Annotated in this window: 19 protein-coding genes; 9 read left to right on the forward strand and 10 right to left on the reverse strand. The window is 68.0% G+C overall.

Annotated features, from left to right (window positions below; all coding sequences use genetic code 11):
• Window positions 1-3: 3 nt before the first annotated feature.
• Entirely contained in the window at window positions 4-849 is an 846-nt protein-coding gene (locus tag LFM09_RS38895) for a methyltransferase domain-containing protein (protein WP_414101634.1), read from the reverse strand.
• Window positions 831-1697 carry an SAM-dependent methyltransferase gene (locus LFM09_RS38900; protein WP_414101635.1) on the reverse strand — a complete coding sequence of 289 codons (867 nt, stop codon included), beginning with the start codon at window positions 1695-1697 and terminating at the stop codon, window positions 831-833. Before LFM09_RS38900 ends, LFM09_RS38895 begins: the two co-directional genes overlap by 19 nt.
• A 266-nt stretch (window positions 1698-1963) precedes the next feature.
• Between LFM09_RS38900 and ispH the strand changes: the two genes are divergently transcribed.
• Genes ispH through ispG form a run of 3 tightly spaced genes read left to right on the forward strand, consistent with a single transcriptional unit; the run spans window position 1964 to window position 5832 of the window.
• Window positions 1964-2905 carry a 4-hydroxy-3-methylbut-2-enyl diphosphate reductase gene (ispH, locus tag LFM09_RS38905; protein ID WP_414101636.1) on the forward strand — a complete coding sequence of 314 codons (942 nt, stop codon included), beginning with the start codon at window positions 1964-1966 and terminating at the stop codon, window positions 2903-2905.
• 15 nt (window positions 2906-2920) lie between these two features.
• A complete protein-coding gene (locus LFM09_RS38910; protein WP_414101637.1) occupies window positions 2921-4711 on the forward strand; it encodes a 1-deoxy-D-xylulose-5-phosphate synthase in 1791 nt (596 codons plus the stop codon).
• A complete protein-coding gene (gene ispG, locus LFM09_RS38915; RefSeq protein WP_414101638.1) occupies window positions 4708-5832 on the forward strand; it encodes a flavodoxin-dependent (E)-4-hydroxy-3-methylbut-2-enyl-diphosphate synthase in 1125 nt (374 codons plus the stop codon). Before LFM09_RS38910 ends, ispG begins: the two co-directional genes overlap by 4 nt.
• A gap of 2 nt (window positions 5833-5834) precedes the next feature.
• On the opposite strand, the gene LFM09_RS38920 is transcribed toward ispG, so the two are convergent.
• Window positions 5835-6113 (reverse strand): LuxR C-terminal-related transcriptional regulator, encoded by a 279-nt coding sequence (locus LFM09_RS38920; protein ID WP_414101639.1) that lies wholly within the window; start codon window positions 6111-6113, stop codon window positions 5835-5837.
• Between the two features lie 39 nt (window positions 6114-6152).
• On the opposite strand from LFM09_RS38920, the gene LFM09_RS38925 reads away from it, so the two are divergent.
• Window positions 6153-6413, forward strand: coding sequence for a hypothetical protein (locus LFM09_RS38925; protein ID WP_414101640.1), 261 nt, complete (start codon window positions 6153-6155; stop codon window positions 6411-6413).
• Here the strand turns inward: LFM09_RS38925 and LFM09_RS38930 are convergent.
• From LFM09_RS38930 to LFM09_RS38940, 3 genes are all read right to left on the reverse strand, one after another.
• The gene (locus LFM09_RS38930) at window positions 6410-7603 is read right to left on the reverse strand and encodes an MFS transporter (protein WP_414101641.1); all 1194 of its coding nucleotides are present in this window, start codon (window positions 7601-7603) and stop codon (window positions 6410-6412) included. The genes LFM09_RS38925 and LFM09_RS38930 overlap by 4 nt on opposite strands.
• A 31-nt stretch (window positions 7604-7634) precedes the next feature.
• Window positions 7635-8516: a ParB/RepB/Spo0J family partition protein gene (locus tag LFM09_RS38935; protein ID WP_414101642.1), complete on the reverse strand. Its 882-nt coding sequence runs from the start codon at window positions 8514-8516 to the stop codon at window positions 7635-7637.
• Window positions 8517-8912: 396 nt separating this feature from the next.
• Window positions 8913-9875, reverse strand: coding sequence for a flavin monoamine oxidase family protein (locus tag LFM09_RS38940; RefSeq protein ID WP_414101675.1), 963 nt, complete (start codon window positions 9873-9875; stop codon window positions 8913-8915).
• Between the two features lie 16 nt (window positions 9876-9891).
• Between LFM09_RS38940 and LFM09_RS38945 the strand changes: the two genes are divergently transcribed.
• Together LFM09_RS38945 and LFM09_RS38950 are read left to right on the forward strand one after the other, a co-directional pair.
• Window positions 9892-10032, forward strand: coding sequence for a hypothetical protein (locus LFM09_RS38945; protein WP_414101643.1), 141 nt, complete (start codon window positions 9892-9894; stop codon window positions 10030-10032).
• 135 nt (window positions 10033-10167) lie between these two features.
• On the forward strand, window positions 10168-11187 hold the full coding sequence (locus LFM09_RS38950) for a glycosyltransferase (RefSeq protein ID WP_414101644.1): 1020 nt from the start codon (window positions 10168-10170) through the stop codon (window positions 11185-11187).
• Between the two features lie 67 nt (window positions 11188-11254).
• Here LFM09_RS38950 and LFM09_RS38955 read toward each other — a convergent pair whose 3' ends face one another.
• The gene (locus tag LFM09_RS38955; RefSeq protein ID WP_414101645.1) at window positions 11255-12046 is read right to left on the reverse strand and encodes an ANTAR domain-containing response regulator; all 792 of its coding nucleotides are present in this window, start codon (window positions 12044-12046) and stop codon (window positions 11255-11257) included.
• 337 nt (window positions 12047-12383) lie between these two features.
• Between LFM09_RS38955 and LFM09_RS38960 the strand changes: the two genes are divergently transcribed.
• Window positions 12384-12527: a hypothetical protein gene (locus LFM09_RS38960; RefSeq protein WP_414101646.1), complete on the forward strand. Its 144-nt coding sequence runs from the start codon at window positions 12384-12386 to the stop codon at window positions 12525-12527.
• An 88-nt stretch (window positions 12528-12615) separates the two neighbouring features.
• Here LFM09_RS38960 and LFM09_RS38965 read toward each other — a convergent pair whose 3' ends face one another.
• On the reverse strand, window positions 12616-13023 hold the full coding sequence (locus LFM09_RS38965; protein ID WP_414101647.1) for an ATP-binding protein: 408 nt from the start codon (window positions 13021-13023) through the stop codon (window positions 12616-12618).
• A 161-nt stretch (window positions 13024-13184) separates the two neighbouring features.
• The gene (locus LFM09_RS38970; RefSeq protein ID WP_414101648.1) at window positions 13185-14573 is read right to left on the reverse strand and encodes a KamA family radical SAM protein; all 1389 of its coding nucleotides are present in this window, start codon (window positions 14571-14573) and stop codon (window positions 13185-13187) included.
• Between the two features lie 130 nt (window positions 14574-14703).
• Between LFM09_RS38970 and LFM09_RS38975 the strand changes: the two genes are divergently transcribed.
• Together LFM09_RS38975 and LFM09_RS38980 are read left to right on the forward strand one after the other, a co-directional pair.
• The gene (locus LFM09_RS38975) at window positions 14704-15168 is read left to right on the forward strand and encodes an FxsA family protein (protein ID WP_414101649.1); all 465 of its coding nucleotides are present in this window, start codon (window positions 14704-14706) and stop codon (window positions 15166-15168) included.
• Window positions 15165-15725, forward strand: a complete 561-nt coding sequence (locus LFM09_RS38980; RefSeq protein WP_414101650.1) for a GNAT family N-acetyltransferase — start codon at window positions 15165-15167, stop codon at window positions 15723-15725. The genes LFM09_RS38975 and LFM09_RS38980 overlap by 4 nt, the downstream gene beginning before the upstream one ends.
• Here LFM09_RS38980 and LFM09_RS38985 read toward each other — a convergent pair.
• Window positions 15722-16117 (reverse strand): SsgA family sporulation/cell division regulator, encoded by a 396-nt coding sequence (locus LFM09_RS38985; RefSeq protein ID WP_414101651.1) that lies wholly within the window; start codon window positions 16115-16117, stop codon window positions 15722-15724. The two genes, LFM09_RS38980 and LFM09_RS38985, sit on opposite strands and share 4 nt — an antisense overlap.
• Window positions 16118-16134: the final 17 nt, after the last annotated feature.

Below are 16134 nucleotides of genomic sequence, written 5' to 3' on the forward strand. Positions count from 1 at the left end.
AGGTCAGGCGCGGGTCGCGGTCAGGTAGACGTAGCCCTGCTCCGGCGTGACCGCGGACAGCCGCATGAAGGCCAGGAGCGAGGTGGCCTGCTCCTCACCGACCAACGCGACCAGCTCGTCGCGTTTGGTCTCCACGGCGTCGGCCATCACCGCGAGCGTGCGGCGGGAGTTCGCGCTGATGTCGCGGATCTCCACGTCGACGAACCCGTTGGCGGCCAACGCCGTCCGGTACTCGTCGATGGTGCCCAGGGACTTCACCGCGTAGTTCTCGCAGACGTGGTCCAGGACCTTGCGCCCCTCGGGGCTGACCGGGCCGCGCTCGATGACGTCGGCGATGGCGAGGCGGCCGCCGGGGCGCAGGACGCGGGTGATCTCGGAGAGCACCTGGCCGCGGTCGGGCATGTGCCACATCGACTCGAACGCCCAGGCCGCGTCGAACGAGGCGTCGGGGAAGCCCATGTCCATCGCGTCCGTGAACTGGAACGTCGCTCTGTCGGCGAGGCCGGCCGCGGCCGCGAGCTCGTTGGCCTGCGCCACCTGGGCGTGGCTCACGGAGATGCCCACGACGTTCACGTCAGACGTGCGGACGAGCCGCAGCGCGGGATGGCCGATGCCGCAGCCGACGTCCAGGACCCGCTGGCCGGCCCGCGGGGCGAGACCGGCGATCATCATGTCGGTCAGGCGGTCCGTGGCCACCTCGATCGAGCTGTCGTCGGCGTCGTCCTCCCAGTAGCCGTAGTGGTAGTTCGGGCCCCACGCGGAACCGTAGATCTGACCGATCCCGTCGTAGACGTCGGCGACGTCGCTGGGAGCGGGGGCTTGGCCGAGCGTCATAGGGAGGAGCTCCACTTCTTCTCGAAGCGCAGGAAACCCAGCTGCAAGCCGCCTGCTCGCCATTCCGCGCCCTGCGCCTGGTTCGCCAGCAGGGAGATCCTCATCTGCCTGCGCTCAACGGCGGAAAGGCCGTTGTCGCAGTCCAGCACCGCTTTCGTCCAGGCGGCGCTCTCTTCCCAGAACGGCGCGGTTTCCGCCGTGGCGTCGAACTCGTCGACCAGTTCGAAACCCGCGGCCTCGGCGGCCTTCACGTAGTCGAGCACGGTCGCCGGCTTGCAGTAGAAGTACTCCGCCCACACATCGGCCCCGTGCGGGCGGGTGGTGAAGACCTCCTCGATGCACACGCTCCCACCTGGGCGAATCACGCGTGCCAGCCGCTGGAACCACTGAGAGCGGTTGAAGTAACCGCTGCTCTCGATCGCCACCGCCGCGTCGTAGGGGCCGTCGTCCACGGTGAGCTGGTTCGCGTCGCAGACCAGCGCCTTGACCTTCCCGTCCAGGCCGCATTCCCGGGCGAACCCCTCGACGATCGGCGCGTGCTCCGGCGCATTGGTGACCGCGGTGACGTCGGCGCCGTATTCCTGCGCCCAGAAGAGCGAACCCCCGCCGAGACCGCAGCCGACGTCCAGAACCTTCCCGGACAGCCGGTGTTCGGCGCCCCAGATCTTGGCCGCGTACTGCAGCAGACCTTCTTGATGAAGCCGGATGCTGCTGCGAATGGACTCCGGCGTCGCGTTGTGAGCGTGCGGCGGCGTTTCGGAGGACGGGTAGTAGCCCACGTGGTAGTGGATCCGGGGCCCAGGCCCGTACTTGCGGACGAGCTTGGCTGTTTTGTCGTCGTAGTACTGGCCGACCACCCTCACCTCATCTTGAGGGTCCAGCGCTGCCAGAGGTGAACTTGAAAGATTTGACACGGTCACGTCTCCAGGGCTCGGATGCCGACCGGATTAGTCGCAAATAGCGATCGGATTCCATCCTGGAGGCGCGTCAAGGGTCGTGTCAACGACACCGACTGTGCAGTTTCGACTTTGGGAAAAACCCCAAAGGAGACGGCGCAAAGCCTGGAATCCACTATTCTGCGGATTGGTGTCTTTTATGCCCGTACCCGCAGCAGCGGAACGGAGTGAGAATGAGTGGCGGTAAGCAGGTCCTGCTGGCCGAGCCGCAGGGTTTTTGTGCCGGCGTGAGGCGCGCGATAGCCATCATCGAGCTCGCGCTGGAACGGCACGGCGCGCCGATCTACGTCCGCAAGGAGATCGTGCACAACCACCACGTGGTGGGCGAGTTCCAGCAACGGGGCGTGCGGTTCGTCGACTCCGAGGACGAGGTGCCGGAGGGCGCGGTCTGCGTGTTCTCCGCGCACGGAGTCTCCCCTCAGGTGCGGCAGAACGCGGACACGCGCGGGCTGGACGTGATCGACGCGACCTGCCCCCTGGTGGCCAAAGTGCACCAGGAGGCCCGCCGGTTCGCCCGTGACGGGCGGACGTTGCTGCTCGTCGGGCACGCGGACCACGAGGAGGTCGAGGGCACCTTCGGGCACGCTCCCGACCAGACGATCATCGTCGAGACGGTCGCCGACGCGGAGGCACTGGACCTCCCGTCCGACGCACCGGTCGCCTACCTCACCCAGACCACGCTCTCCGTGGACGAGACCAGGGACATCATCGCCGTGCTGCAGCGCAGATTCACCGATCTGCGCGGGCCGGGCACCGACGACATCTGTTTCGCCAGCCAGAACCGCCAGGACGGCATCAGGTCGATCGTGGACAGGTGCGACCTGGTGCTGGTGGTCGGTTCGACCAACTCCAGCAACTCGATCCGGATGGTCGAGGTGGCGAGAAGGCTTGGTGCCGAAGCGGAACTGGTGCCGGACGTGACCCACTTCGACCCCGCGTGGCTGACCGGGGTGAACACCGTCGGCGTGAGCGCCGGGGCGAGCGCGCCGGAGATCCTCGTCAACCAGCTGCTCGACCTGCTCGCCGAACTGGGCTACGCGGACACGGCCGTGCACCGGGTGGCGACCGAGGACATCGTGTTCACCCCGCCCGCGCGGCTGACCGAGACCAGCTGAGGAGCACTGTTCGACATGGCGCTGCTGGAAACCGTGCGCGACCCGGCGCGGTTGCGTGAGCTGACCACCGCGGAGCTCCGCGACCTCGCCGGGGAGATCCGCGCGTTCCTGATCGAGCGGGTCTCCGCGACCGGGGGACACCTCGGGCCCAACCTGGGGGTGGTGGAGCTGACCATCGCGTTGCACACCGTCTTCGAGTCCCCGCGCGACAGGTTGTTGTGGGACACCGGACATCAGTCGTACGTGCACAAGATCCTGACCGGGCGCCAGGCCGGGTTCGACCGGTTGCGCCGCTCCGGCGGGGTCTCGGGCTACCCGAGCCGGGAGGAGTCCGAGCACGACCTGGTGGAGAACTCGCACGCGTCCACCGCACTGTCCTATGCGGACGGTCTGGCGCGCGCGGACGCCCACCTCGGCCGGCGGGACCGGGCCGTCGTCGCGGTCATCGGTGACGGCGCGATGACCGGCGGCATGGCCTGGGAGGCGCTCAACAACATCGCGGGCGGGCCGGAGCGGCCGCTCGTCATCGTGCTCAACGACAACGGCCGTTCCTACGCGCCCACGGTCGGCGGCCTCGCCGTGCACCTGGCCGGCCTGCGTGCCGGACGCGGGCCCGGCGTGTTCGAACAGCTCGGGCTCGCCTATCTCGGCCCGGTCGACGGCCACGACCTGGAGGCGGTCCAGGACGCGTTGCGCCACGCGGCCGCGTTGGCCAGGCCGGTCGTCGTGCACGTGATCACCGCCAAGGGCCGGGGTTGTCTCCACACCGAGAGCAACGACCTGGACCTCGGTCACGCCGTCAAACCGATGGACCCGCACACCGGGCAGGCGCTGAAGTCCTCGCCGCGGTCGTTCACCTCGGTGTTCAGCGAGAAGCTGGTGGAGCTGGCCGAACAGCGCGACGACCTGGTGGCGATCACGGCCGCGATGGCCGAGCCGACCGGGCTGCTCCCGTTGCAGCGCAAGCATCCTGGCCGGGTGATCGACGTCGGCATCGCCGAGCAGCACGCGGTCACGATGGCCGCGGGCCTCTCGCTGGGCGGTGTGCACCCGGTGGTGGCGATCTACTCGACGTTCGTGAACCGCGCGCTGGACCAGTTGCTGATGGACGTGGCGCTGCACAAGCGCCCGGTGACGTTCGTCCTCGACCGTTCCGGCGTGACCGGCGACGACGGGCCGTCGCACAACGGCATGTGGGACCTGTCGGTGTTGCAGGTGGTGCCGGGCCTGCGGATCGCGGCGCCACGCGACGGCACCCGGCTGGCCGAGCTGCTGACCGAGGCGGTCGCGTGGCAGGAAGGTCCGACACTGCTGCGGTTCCCCAAGGGACCTGCCGGTGACGACCTGCCGGCCATCGCCAGGTTCGACGGGATGGACGTGCTGTGCCGCTCCGGTTCGCTGGACGTGCTGATCGTCGCGGTCGGCGCGCTGGCGGGGCTCGCGCTCACGGTCGCGGAGAGCTTGCTGGCACAGGGCATCGGGGTGACCGTGGTGGACCCGCGCTGGGTCGCCCCGGTCAACCCCGCGCTGGCCGGCCTGGCTCGCCGCCACCGGCTCGCGATCACGGTCGAGGACAACAGCCGCGTCGGCGGTGTCGGTTCCGCGATCGGGCAGTCGTTGCGGGACAACGACGTCACCACCCCGTTGCGCGAGTTCGGCATCCCTCGGCGGTTCCTCAGCCACGGCTCCCGGGCCGAGGTGCTCGCCGCCTGCGGGCTGACCGCGCAGGACATCTCCGGGTCCGTGGTGGAGTTGCTGACGCCCGTGGAGGATCCGTGGCCGGTCATGTCAGGAGACGAACGATGACCGTCAACCTGGGCATCCCCGCGGTTCCGCTCTCCGTGGCCACGCGCCGGATCTCCCGCAAGATCATGGTGGGCACGGTGCCGGTCGGCGGCGACGCGCCGGTGTCGGTGCAGTCGATGACCACCACGCCCACCGCGGACGTCGACGCCACGCTGCAGCAGATCGCCGAGCTCACCGCGGCCGGCTGCGAGATCGTGCGGGTCGCGGTGCCGTCGGCGGACGACGCGGCCGCTTTGCCGGCGATCGCACGCAAGTCGCAGATCCCCGTGATCGCCGACATCCACTTCCAGCCCAAGTACGTGTTCGCCGCTGTAGACGCAGGTTGCGCCGCAGTGCGGGTCAACCCGGGCAACATCCGCCAGTTCGACGACCAGGTCGGCGCGATCGCCCGCGCGGCAGGGGATGCAGGTGTGCCGATCCGGATCGGCGTGAACGCGGGGTCGCTCGACAAGCGCCTGCTCGACAAGCACGGCGGCGTGACGCCGGAAGCGTTGGTGGAGTCGGCTTTGTGGGAGTGCTCGCTGTTCGAGGAGCACGGCTACACGGACCTGAAGATCTCGGTGAAGCACCACGACCCGGTGGTGATGATCGAGGCGTACCGCGAGCTCGCCGCCCGGTGCGACTACCCGCTGCACCTCGGCGTGACCGAGGCAGGTCCGCGTTTCCAGGGCACGATCAAGTCCGCGGTCGCGTTCGGCGCGCTGCTGGCGGAGGGCATCGGCGACACCATCCGGGTGTCGTTGTCCGCGCCACCGGTCGAGGAAGTCAAGGTGGGCAGCCAAATTCTGGAGTCCCTGGGGCTGCGGCCGCGGGGACTGGACATCGTGTCGTGCCCGTCGTGCGGCCGGGCTCAGGTCGACGTGCACACGCTGGCCGAGCAAGTCACCGCCGCACTCGAAGGGTTCCCGGTGCCGTTGCGGGTCGCGGTGATGGGCTGCGTGGTGAACGGGCCCGGCGAGGCGCGGGAGGCCGACCTCGGAGTCGCCTCCGGCAACGGCAAGGGCCAGATCTTCGTCAAGGGCGAGGTGATCCGCACGGTCCCGGAGTCGCAGATCGTGGAGACCCTCCTGGCCGAGGCGGTCCGCATCGCCGAGGAGATGGGCGTGGACGTGGAGGCGTGAACTCAGTCCACGATTTCGCACGTGACACGCGGTGGCCACGAATCCGTTCGCAGGATTTCGAGGACGAACGCCCGCGAAACCAACGCGACCCGGTTCGGAGCCTGCAGCTTGTCGGACATGACACGGACGTGATAGTCGATGGTCTTCGAACTGAGGTACAGCTCCCTCGACAGCCGCCCGCTGGAGAAGCCGGCCGCGACGCCCTCCAGGATCTTGGCCTGGACGGAACTGAGAACCCAGCAGTGGTGCTCGCAGTTCTGAATCTCGGTCTGCGCGTACATGGCACCCATCCATTCCCGGAACAGTTTTGAGGAACGGCCGTGACAACGTTGACACGTCATACCAGGCCTGCAGCGGCGGACGCGCTGATCCAGTCCCTGCACGAGGACCTGAGCAGGCTGCCGGCCAGTGCACAGCTGGACGCGGTGCTGTGTCTGCTGGAAGCGGCCCGGTTGATGCTGCACACCCTCGACCAGACGCGTGACGAGCTCGCCGGCGAGGACCTCGACCACATCCGCGCGACCATGCGCGCGGCGTCGCTCTCGGTGCGCAGCTACCTGTGGCGAACCGGCGACAGCTAGCCGCGCACCGCGGGTGTTCGCAGGCGGGTCGCGTCACGCAGGTCGGGCAGGAAGGTCATGACGACCGCCGCACAAGCCATGAAACCCGCGCACACCAACAGCCCGGCGCCGAACCCCGCGCCCGCCGCCAGCGCGCCCAAGCTGATCGGGGCGAACGCGGACACACCACGCCCGATGTTGAAGCAGAACCCGGCACCGGTCGTCCGCACCCTGGTCGGGAACAGCTCGCCCAGGTATGCGCCGAAGATGCCTGCGTAGGCCGCGAAGAAGGCGAACATCGGGCCCAGCCACAGCAACGCCGTGCGGTCGGCGGCGATCACGTACAGCGGCAGGGTCAGCGCCACCCCGGCCAGTGACAGCACCAATGCGTTCTTGCGGCCGATCCGGTCGGCGATCAGACCGAAGACGTTGTAGCCCACGAACATCCCGAGGTTGAGCACCGTCAGGAACAACGCGACCGTCGCGGCGGGGATGCCCTTGTCGGTCTGCAGGTAGGTCGGCAGCCACGTGGACGCGCCCCAGGCCCCGAACATCGCGAACCCGGTCACGATCGCACCGAGCACCGTGCGCTTGCGCAGCTCCGGAGCGAAGATCTCCGTCACCTTCACCGGCGTGGTCTTCTGCTGAGCCCACTCGGCCGACTCGCGGAAGAACAACCCGACGATCACCAACGGAATCACGACACCCGCACCACCGATGAAGAACAACAACCGCCAGTCCGGCAGCAACGCACCCGACAGCACCGCCGCGACCACACCGCCGATCGGGAACGAGCTGAGCACGAACGCGACGGCACGACCTCGTTGCGCGGCAGGCCAGGTCTCGACCACGTAGGCCGACACCACACCCCAAACACCGCCGAGTCCCATGCCCGCCAGGAAACGCAGCACCACGAACACGGTGAAACTGGGAACCCACGCGATCGCCGCCGTGAACACGCCGAACACCGCGAGCGACACCATCAACGCCCGCTTGCGCCCGTAGTTGTCGGCGAGCCAGCCGACGGTCAGGCTGCTCACCCCGATGCCGAGCAACGTCGCCGTGGCGAGCAGACCGCCCTGGGTGGTCGTCAGTCCCAGCTCGGCGCGGATCACGGGCAGTGTGAACGACAGCAGCAGGATCTCCAGCGCGTCGAACATGTAGGCGACGAACGAGCCGACGAGCACAACCCACCGGTTGGATCCACTCACGCGAACCAGTCCATTCAGTCGTCGGGTTTCGTCAGAGAGCCGTGTGATCGTCACTTCGCGGCTGATCGCTGATCCGATCGCTGTACGCCGTCCAGAACCGCGCGTTGTGCCGCGCCAGTGCGGCGATCGGGCCGGCGCAGTGCGCCGGGATCTCCTCCACCGGTGGTGGCGCCTGGTCGGTCACGCTGTGGGTGTCCAGCCAGCGCAGCAGTGCCCGGCCGACCTCGCTGAGCCGCAGTGACGGGTCCTTGCACAGGGTCCGCATGATCGCGACGGGATCGAGCTCGTCCCTGGGGGCAGCCTGGCGACGCGGCGGACCCGCACTGCCCGCTTGCCGTTCCGCCGCGTCTTTTCGGGCAGGAACCGGGTCTTCTCCGCAGCTGATCCGGTTACGCACATCAAGTACTGTCGAAGGCGCGATACCCGCCGCTCTGGCGATGTCGCGGAGCGACCGGTTCGGATTGGCACGCATCAGTTCACCGGCGAGCCTGCGACCTTCCGAGTTGTCGAGCGGGCGTTCTCTGCCGTCCCTGCCGATCCGGGTGTTCGACTGACCACCCTGAACACTCGAACACTTGCGGATCTCGCCCACGGTGCTCGCGGAAAGCCCGCTGACCAAGGCGATCCACCGATCCGATCTGGCCGGATGAGTGACGATGATCCGCTCGGCGGCCGCTTTGCGATCAGCCACCGACAACGGAAGACCGTTCGCCGTGTTGGCTTCGACCGCGAGCACGAACGCGTCGTCCTCGTCGCCGTCGAAGAACTGCGCCTCGACGTGCTCGCGACCGCTCAGTTCCGCGGCACGCACCCGATGCACACCGTCGATGACGCACATGGTGCGACGGTGCACGAGAATCGGCGGCATCCGGGTGCCGGTTCGCGCCAAAGCACGTGTGTATTCGGCGTTCACACCGCTCGTCCTCGGCGAACCACCGAGCCGCAGCCGATTGATCGGCACCATCTCGATCGGTACGTCGCCTGCCTGATGGGCACGCCACGGAGATGGCAGTTCCTGGTCGCCGCACTCAAAGCCCTGATGCCGCATCAAAGCCGTCCTTCGGTACGCGATCGATCGCGAGCAACTCATCCATTCACCAGCGAATCAGGTCGGTGAGCGACCCGACACTGCGCATGTACGCAGTCTTCGCCGGCTCCTCATCGAGTCCCGTCCCACTGCCCGACAAACCTGATCGTCCTAAAAGGACAGTTACGCGCCGATTTCGTGAAAGAATCGAAAGTTCCAGGTTGTTGACTGCAACGCTACGAAAGACCTCACGTTCGGTCAACAGTCGACCCCGGAGTGTGCCTAATCCTGTGGTTTGCCCCCGAACCGGGTCGGCTGACCTGGGGAAACCCTGTCCGAAGGTGCCACCCAATTGAGACGCGCCCGCAAGGCTCGCGAAGGGAATTTGTTCCACGCGTTCGAATGGAAATTCGAACGCGTGGACAGAAGGCTGACATGTTCGTTCAAGAAAGAGTCCACAATGGACTGTTCAGCGATCTGCGGTTCCTGGGATTTGTCCTGGTACGCGGTCAGAACGGCGTGGGCGGCGCGTTCGCCTCCGGCCAGTGCACTCTCGACGTGGCCGGGCTGGTCGGCGGCGGTCTCGGTCGAGGCCCGGTGCAGCCGCCCGTCCAGCGCGGCCCGCTGGTACAGCGGGTGTCCGAAGCTGCTGTAGTCGTTCAGGAACTGCACACCGCGGGGCGACGTCCAGTGTTCGGCGCTCCAGTCCTGCACGTGCAGCTCCCCGCACCGCGCTGCCGGGCCGAACAGGTCGGTGAGCTGGCCCACGACGGCCTGTCGGAAGCCCGGTCCCGTGGCCGGGGCGAAACCGAACAGCGCCGCGGGGGAGCCGTCAGGTCCTGACATGTCGTGGATCTCCCGCAGGGGACCGGTGCGGCTGAACGCGGCTCCGGCCAGGCCGTCGCGCCGCCAGAACGCGTCCTCGTACACGGCGACGACCTTGGTCACGGCGCCCATCCACACCGGGGTCGACTCGGCGAGCAGCACCAGGTCGGCGGGCAGTCCGTCCACGAGGTCGATGCGCGCTAGCGCGAGGGCGGGCGGGACGGCGAGTACGACATGATCGGCGCGGTGAACGGTGTCCGGTGTGTGGACGTCCAGACCGTCATCGGTGGCGGCGATCGCGGTCACGGGTGTGCTGAAGTGCAGCGTGCCCGCAGGCAGGGCGGCCGTCAGTCGGTCGGTCAGGGCGGCGGCACCGGACCGGTAGCGGCGTGCCGGTACGTCGATCGGGTTGCCGTGCAGCCGTTGTACGCCCGCGGTGGCTCGTGTCCAGCTGGTCGCCGCTGTTCAGGCGCGTGCCGGCGGGTCAGCGCTGCGAGGGCTGTTGCGCGCCTACCCCGACTCCGGCAGCCACGTCGTCGACCTGATCAACGAAGCCTCCGACGCGTTGGACGGCTGACCCGCGTCAAGTTGCCGCGGCACCGTGACCGCAATACGGTTGAAGTCTCGGGTTGAGGTGACAGCTCGGTTGTGGTGATGCCGAGTCGTCCAAGGAGCCTCCCCGTTGACAGTGCACGATTTCCACAGCCGTGGCATGAAGATCGCAATGGTGTCCGTCGGCGCCAGTCCGCTGACGGCACACAGCGATCCACGCGGGCTGCACATCGCTGAACTCGCGGCAGCGCTCGCCCGGCAGCGGCACTCCGTGACGGTGTACACGAGTGCGCACGACGGTTTTCCCGGACGAACCACCCGTGACGGATACGCGGTCGTGCACCTTCCGCAGGATCTCGGAGAGTTCGCCGACGGGCTCGTCGAGCACTGGCAGGACAGGCCGCATGTCGTCCACGCGCGGTCCTGGGAGTCCGGCGTCGTGAGCGGGCTCAGCGCGCGCCGGGCCGGCGTTCCCTTCGTGCTGGCACCGCACGGGGACGGCGAGAACGAACCACCTTCAGCCCGACGGGCGCTCTGCAACGCAGCCGACCGGATCATCGTCACCAGCGCGCGGAGGGCGGCGGAGTTGGTCAGCGCGGGCGCCAGGAAGGCGCGCGTCCGCGTGGTGCCGCCTGGGGTGAACGCGGACGTCTTCCAGCCCGACGGACCGAGGGCGAGTCGTGCGCGGCCGCATCGAGTCTTGTGGGTCGGGGAGTCTCCGTCGGGATACGGCGTCGAGCGTCTCAAGGCAGTGCGCGACACCGAGTTCGTGCAGGAGAACGAGTCCACGCGTAGGTTGGCGACGGCGGAGCGGGCAGCCTTCATCCGGTCGGCCGACGTCGTGGTGTGCGCGGGATCCACGGCTGAACACGAGAGGACGGTGCTGGAGGCCATGGCGTGCGGTGTGCCCGCCGTGGTGATCGTTCCCGGTGGGCCGACCGACGTGGTGGTCCACGGTGTCACCGGTGTGCACGTGTCCCGCGACGCGCACGTCGAACTCGTTCGCACCCTGCGCGCTTTGCTGGCCGATCCCTCGCAACTCGATCTGCTCGGGACATCGGCACGTGACCGGGCTTGTGTCCGCTACTCGTGGGATCGCATCGCCACCGACACCGCCTACGTGTACGAACAAGCGATCTCCGCTCACGGCGGGTTGCTCGATCGTGTGGCGCAGGAATGACGTGACGGCTTCCGGCGAGGCGGCCGCCTGCCGTTCCACCCGTCACTGCCGACGTGGCGTTGGGCACTCACTCAGATCGCGTCACGGTCTCCAGCAGGTTCTGGGCGACGTCGCGGAGCTTGACGTTCTCCTGCTGTGACCGCTCGACCAGCATCCGGAACGCTTCGTCGGCCGTGCACTGGTGCGCGGCCATCAGCACGCCCTTCGCCTGGTCGATGACAGCGCGCGACACGAGTGCCCGTTCCATGTGCTCGATGTGTTCGCGGGAGCGTTGCCACCGCTGGGCGCTGGTGATCGTGGCGGAGGCCGCGGTCGTGAAGAGCCGCATCAGGCCTTCGTCGAACGGGTCGAAGGCGGCGGCCGTGTGGCTGTAGACGTTGAGCGAGCCCACGTGCCGCGCCTCGGATCTTTCTGACGCCGGCAGCACCACCGGCACGGACAGGTAGGCGCGGATGCCGCAGTCCGCAGCCGCGGCCTCGAACTCGGGCCATTCGTCACGGTGTTCGCCGACGACGGCGCGGACGATCGTGAGGGTGCGGGCGGCCTCCAGGCACGGTCCGCGGTCGGCGCTGTACTGCTTCTCGTCGATCTCGATCAGCCGCTCGTCGGTGGCGGCAGCGGTGCGGGGCTGGTCCTGCGTGAGCACGGAGACGGTCACCGCGTCGGCGTCCAGAATCGCCCTGGCCGCCGTCTCCGCGAGCCGCCGCAGCGCGTCTTCCAGCGATTCCTCGCCGGTGAACGCGTCGCGCAGCACCTCGAGCGCGTCGGCGGTCTCGTCGAGACGTTCCACGGGATCGGGCCGATCTCCGTCGAGGGAAGAATCCGGTGACGGGTGGAACGTTCGAATCTCATCGGCCATGCCGCAGCTCTCCTCGATCGTCGGCCCAAGCTGCGGCGCAGGCTTCTCGACGCTCGCCAGTGCATGGTACGACTGTTGACCACGCGGAGGCTTGGCCTGCTGAGGTGAACTCCGGCTCAACCGGACCGGCAGCGGGTAGCTGTAGTGCTCAACATCCCGCGCCGGTACCGGCCGGACCGCCCGGAGGCGGGCCTTCCGTGCTTTGCACGCACGTGCACGGCGTTCTCTCTGTACCCACAGGTTTAGATCTCACTCCTCCGTCACCGCATGTCGATCATTCAGGCGAGTTGAGCGCCGGCTCGCGCTGGCTCTTCTCGCGGTTGACCGAGGGAACGTGATGACGGACGACTCATCCAGCAGAGCCGTGGACGGTGTGTTCTCCAACGTGCTGATCCAGGACGCGATCGCGATCGTCGCGCTGGGCGGCGAGATCGACATGACAACGGACGAAATGCTGTTGGCCGAAGCGGAAACGAGCTGAGCCGAGCGCCCGTCGGCCTCGTCGTCGTTCCCGAACCTGCCCGGCCTTCGCGACACCTCGCTGCCACCTCAACGGCGTGCCTAGCGACTCACAGCGTGAGCGGACAGGGGACCAGGGCCCACACGGACTTCCCCGCCGTGCGCCGAACAACGCCCCACTGCTTGGCCAGCTGGTTCACGAGCACCATGCCACGCCCGCGCACCGAGTCGGGCGAGGACGGCCGCAACACGGGCGCCGACGATGAGGCGTCCTCGACCAGGACACTGATGAGGCACGGCCCAGCCGACCTCCGCAACCGGAGGCGTGCCGGGAACCGCGCGTGGTCGTAGACGTTCGTGACGAGCTCGGTGACGACCAGCAGCACGTCGACGAGATCGTCCTGGTGCAAGCCGGACAACGTCGCCTGCGCCCACCTGCGAACCCTGCCCAGATCGGCGGCCTCGCGGTCCAGCTCCAGAACGTGCGCCGGATCAGAAGAGGCCGTGCCGTTCGTCACCATCATCCTCCCCGCCGCACACTGATCTCCTCAGAGCACTGCCTTCTCGATCACCTTCGGTATCTGCTGGATGCCCGCTCGCCGCGGTGGCGAATCGCTCGTTCGCGAACGACTGAGGCCGCCTCCGGAAGTTGCTCCGGAAGCGGCCTCGTCGTGACTCGTCAGCTCTGGTCGGTCCACCACTTCTGGCCGGACTCGCCGAGCGTGGAGATCGGGTCGTAGTACGGGTACCGGCGGTCCAACGCCTCGGGGTCTTCGAGCTCGATCCCGGTGCGGTAGTTCTTGGTCCAGTAGGAAATGCCCAGCTCGCGGTCGTACTCGGCAAGCTGGTGCACCCACCGCTTCCCGACGTACGGCACGTCGCACACGATGCGCGGCGTCGCGTACCCGGGCAGGTAGCCCATGATCGCGTGCTGCAGCTCCTGCGCCTCCCACACCGCCACCCGCCAGTGCTCGGCGTTGGGGATCATGTCGCACATGTAGAAGTAGTACGGCAGGATGTTCGCTTCCCCTTGCAGCGCAAAGCAAAGGTCCAGCAGGTCGTCCGACGTGGCGTTGACGCCCTTCATCAGAACACCCTGGTTGCGCACGTCTCGGACGCCCACCTCAAGAGCCGTGCGCGCGGCCTCGGCGACGAGGGGCGTCACGGACTGGGCGTGGTTCACGTGTGTGTGGATCGCGAGGTTGACGCCACGGCGGGAAGCGGTGCGGGCCACGCGCTCCAGGCCCTCGACGACGCGAGGCTGGAGCCAGTGCTGCGGCAGGCCGGCCAGGGCTTTGGTGGCCAGGCGGATGTCGCGCACGGTCTCGATGTCCAGCAGGCGCATCAGGAACGACTCGAGCTGCGGCCACGGCACGTTTGCCACGTCACCGCCGGAGACGACGACGTCGCGCACGCCGGGCGTCTTCTTCAAGTACTCGATCATCTGGTCCTGGCGGTCGACAGGCTTCAAGGAGAGCTTGTGCTTGTCGATCAACGGCGTCGAGTTGCCGACCAGGTCCATGCGGGTGCAGTGGCCGCAGTACTGCGGGCAGGTCGACACCATCTCGGCCAGGACCTTGGTGGGGTAGCGGTGGGTCAGGCCCTCGACGACCCACATCTCGGCCTCGTGCAGCGAGTCGCGCTGGGAGTGCGGGTGCGACGGCCAGTTCGGGTCGCGGTCGGAGGCGACCGGCAGCATGTAGCGGCGGACCGGATCGGCCAGGAACGCTTCGGTGAAGGCGTCCGGAGAAAGTTCGGCGTTCACCGCCATCGTGTTGAACATCTGCGGCGGGATCAGCATCGACATGGTCGCGAACTTCTCCATGTCCGCGGCCAGGTCGTCGTAGAACCTGTCGGTGAGCAGGTCGCCCGCGACCTTGCGGAGCTGCTTCACGTTCTTCACGCAGTTCACGCGCTGCCACTGGGCGTCGCGCCACTGCGCCTCGGTCACGTGTGACCAGCCGGGGAAGCGTCGCCAGTCGGGTTCGACCAGCTCACGGCGCACGTACGTGTACGGCTGGCGGTCCAGCCGTTCCAACGCCGTGGGGGCGTCGTGCAGCGCAGTCATCCGTACTCCTCAGCGTCGAGGTCGCGTAAAGATATCCTGTCACATCGCTAGCGAGCCGTAAATATTTCAGCTCAACGCCTGGTGGAGGGCGGGTCGGGAGCATTTGGGCCGTCCCGTACGTTCAACCGGCATGCCCCTCTTCGCGCTGCTGCTGCTCGGGATGTTCGCCGAGATCGCGGTCATGGTCGCCGTGGGTAACGCCATCGGCGGGCTGTGGATGATCGCGTTGCTGCTGGTCGGCACCCTTGTCGGCCTCCAACTCGTGCGCCGGCAGGGTGCGCAGACGATGGCCGCGTTCTCCGAGGCGGTGTGGAAGCGTCAGCAGCCGCACCAGGAGATGGCCGACGGCGTGCTGATCGCGGCGGCCGGTGCGCTGATCATGGTGCCGGGCTTCATCAGCGACGTCGCGGCGCTGTTCCTGCTGTTCCCGCCGACGCGCAAGCTGGTGAGCCGCAGGATCGCGCGCAAGGCGGAGGCGGCCGCGCTGAAGTTCGAGCACGAGCGGCGCTTCGGGGCCGGTCAGGTCGTCGAGGGCGAGGTCGTGGACGTCGACGCCGACCCGGTGATCATCACGGACCGGCGCGAGCTGACGTGATCCGCGCGTACCGGCCCGCTGACCTGGACGCGCTCTACGACATCTGCCTCGACACCGGTGATGGTGGCCGGGGTGCGCGCCATCTGTTCGACGACCCGCGTCTGCTCGGTCACGCCTACGTCGGCCCGTACCTGGCGTTCGAGCCCGACCTCGCGTTCGTCGTCGAGGACGACGAGGGCATCTGCGGTTACGCCATCGCGGCCTCCGACAGCGAGGCCTTCGAGGACCGGATGGAACGGGACTGGTGGCCTGACCTGCGCGTTCGCTATCCGCTGACGCCAACGGCGAACCGGGTCGTGCAGCACATCCACAGGCCGGCGCGGGCCGACCTGGTGTTGGTGCTGGACTATCCGGCGCACATGCACGCGAACTTGCTGCCGCGCGCGAAGGGCAAGGGCTTCGGCGGCAAGCTCGTGCGCACCGTGCTCGAACGCCTGGAGAAGGGCGTCCACGTGCACGTGCGGCACCACAACACACACGCGATCGGCTTCTGGGAGCACCTGGGGTTCCGCGTGATCGACTCCGCGGACAAGCTCACGATGGCGCTGCGCCTCTAAGCCAGCAGGTCCTTCAGCAGCAGCTCGAAGTCGAGGACCTCGCCCCCGGCCGGCACCACCGCGTAGGTCGACTCGAGGAACCGGTGCAGCTCGTCGGCCGACAGGTGGAACACGGCGTGCGAGTCCTCGGTGAAGAGCTCCAGCACGAGCACGTCGCCGTGGTGGGGCCGCAGCCGCACGTCGCCGATGCCCGCGGGCGCCAGCAGTCCTTCGGACAGCAGCTCGCGCCCGACCAGCCAGGTCGACTCCTGGTCTTTGGTGTGAAACCGCAGCGTGACGGCATGCGGATCGTCCGTGCGGTACTGGAGGTCGACGTTCATCGGCTCGACCGAGCCGTCCGGCCGAATGAACTCAACGATGGTGGCGGTCCCGACCCGCGTCTCGTTGAACATCGCCGTTCCTCCTCCGC

This window comes from Lentzea alba (assembly GCF_047445655.1).
GTDB lineage: Bacteria > Actinomycetota > Actinomycetes > Mycobacteriales > Pseudonocardiaceae > Lentzea > Lentzea alba_A.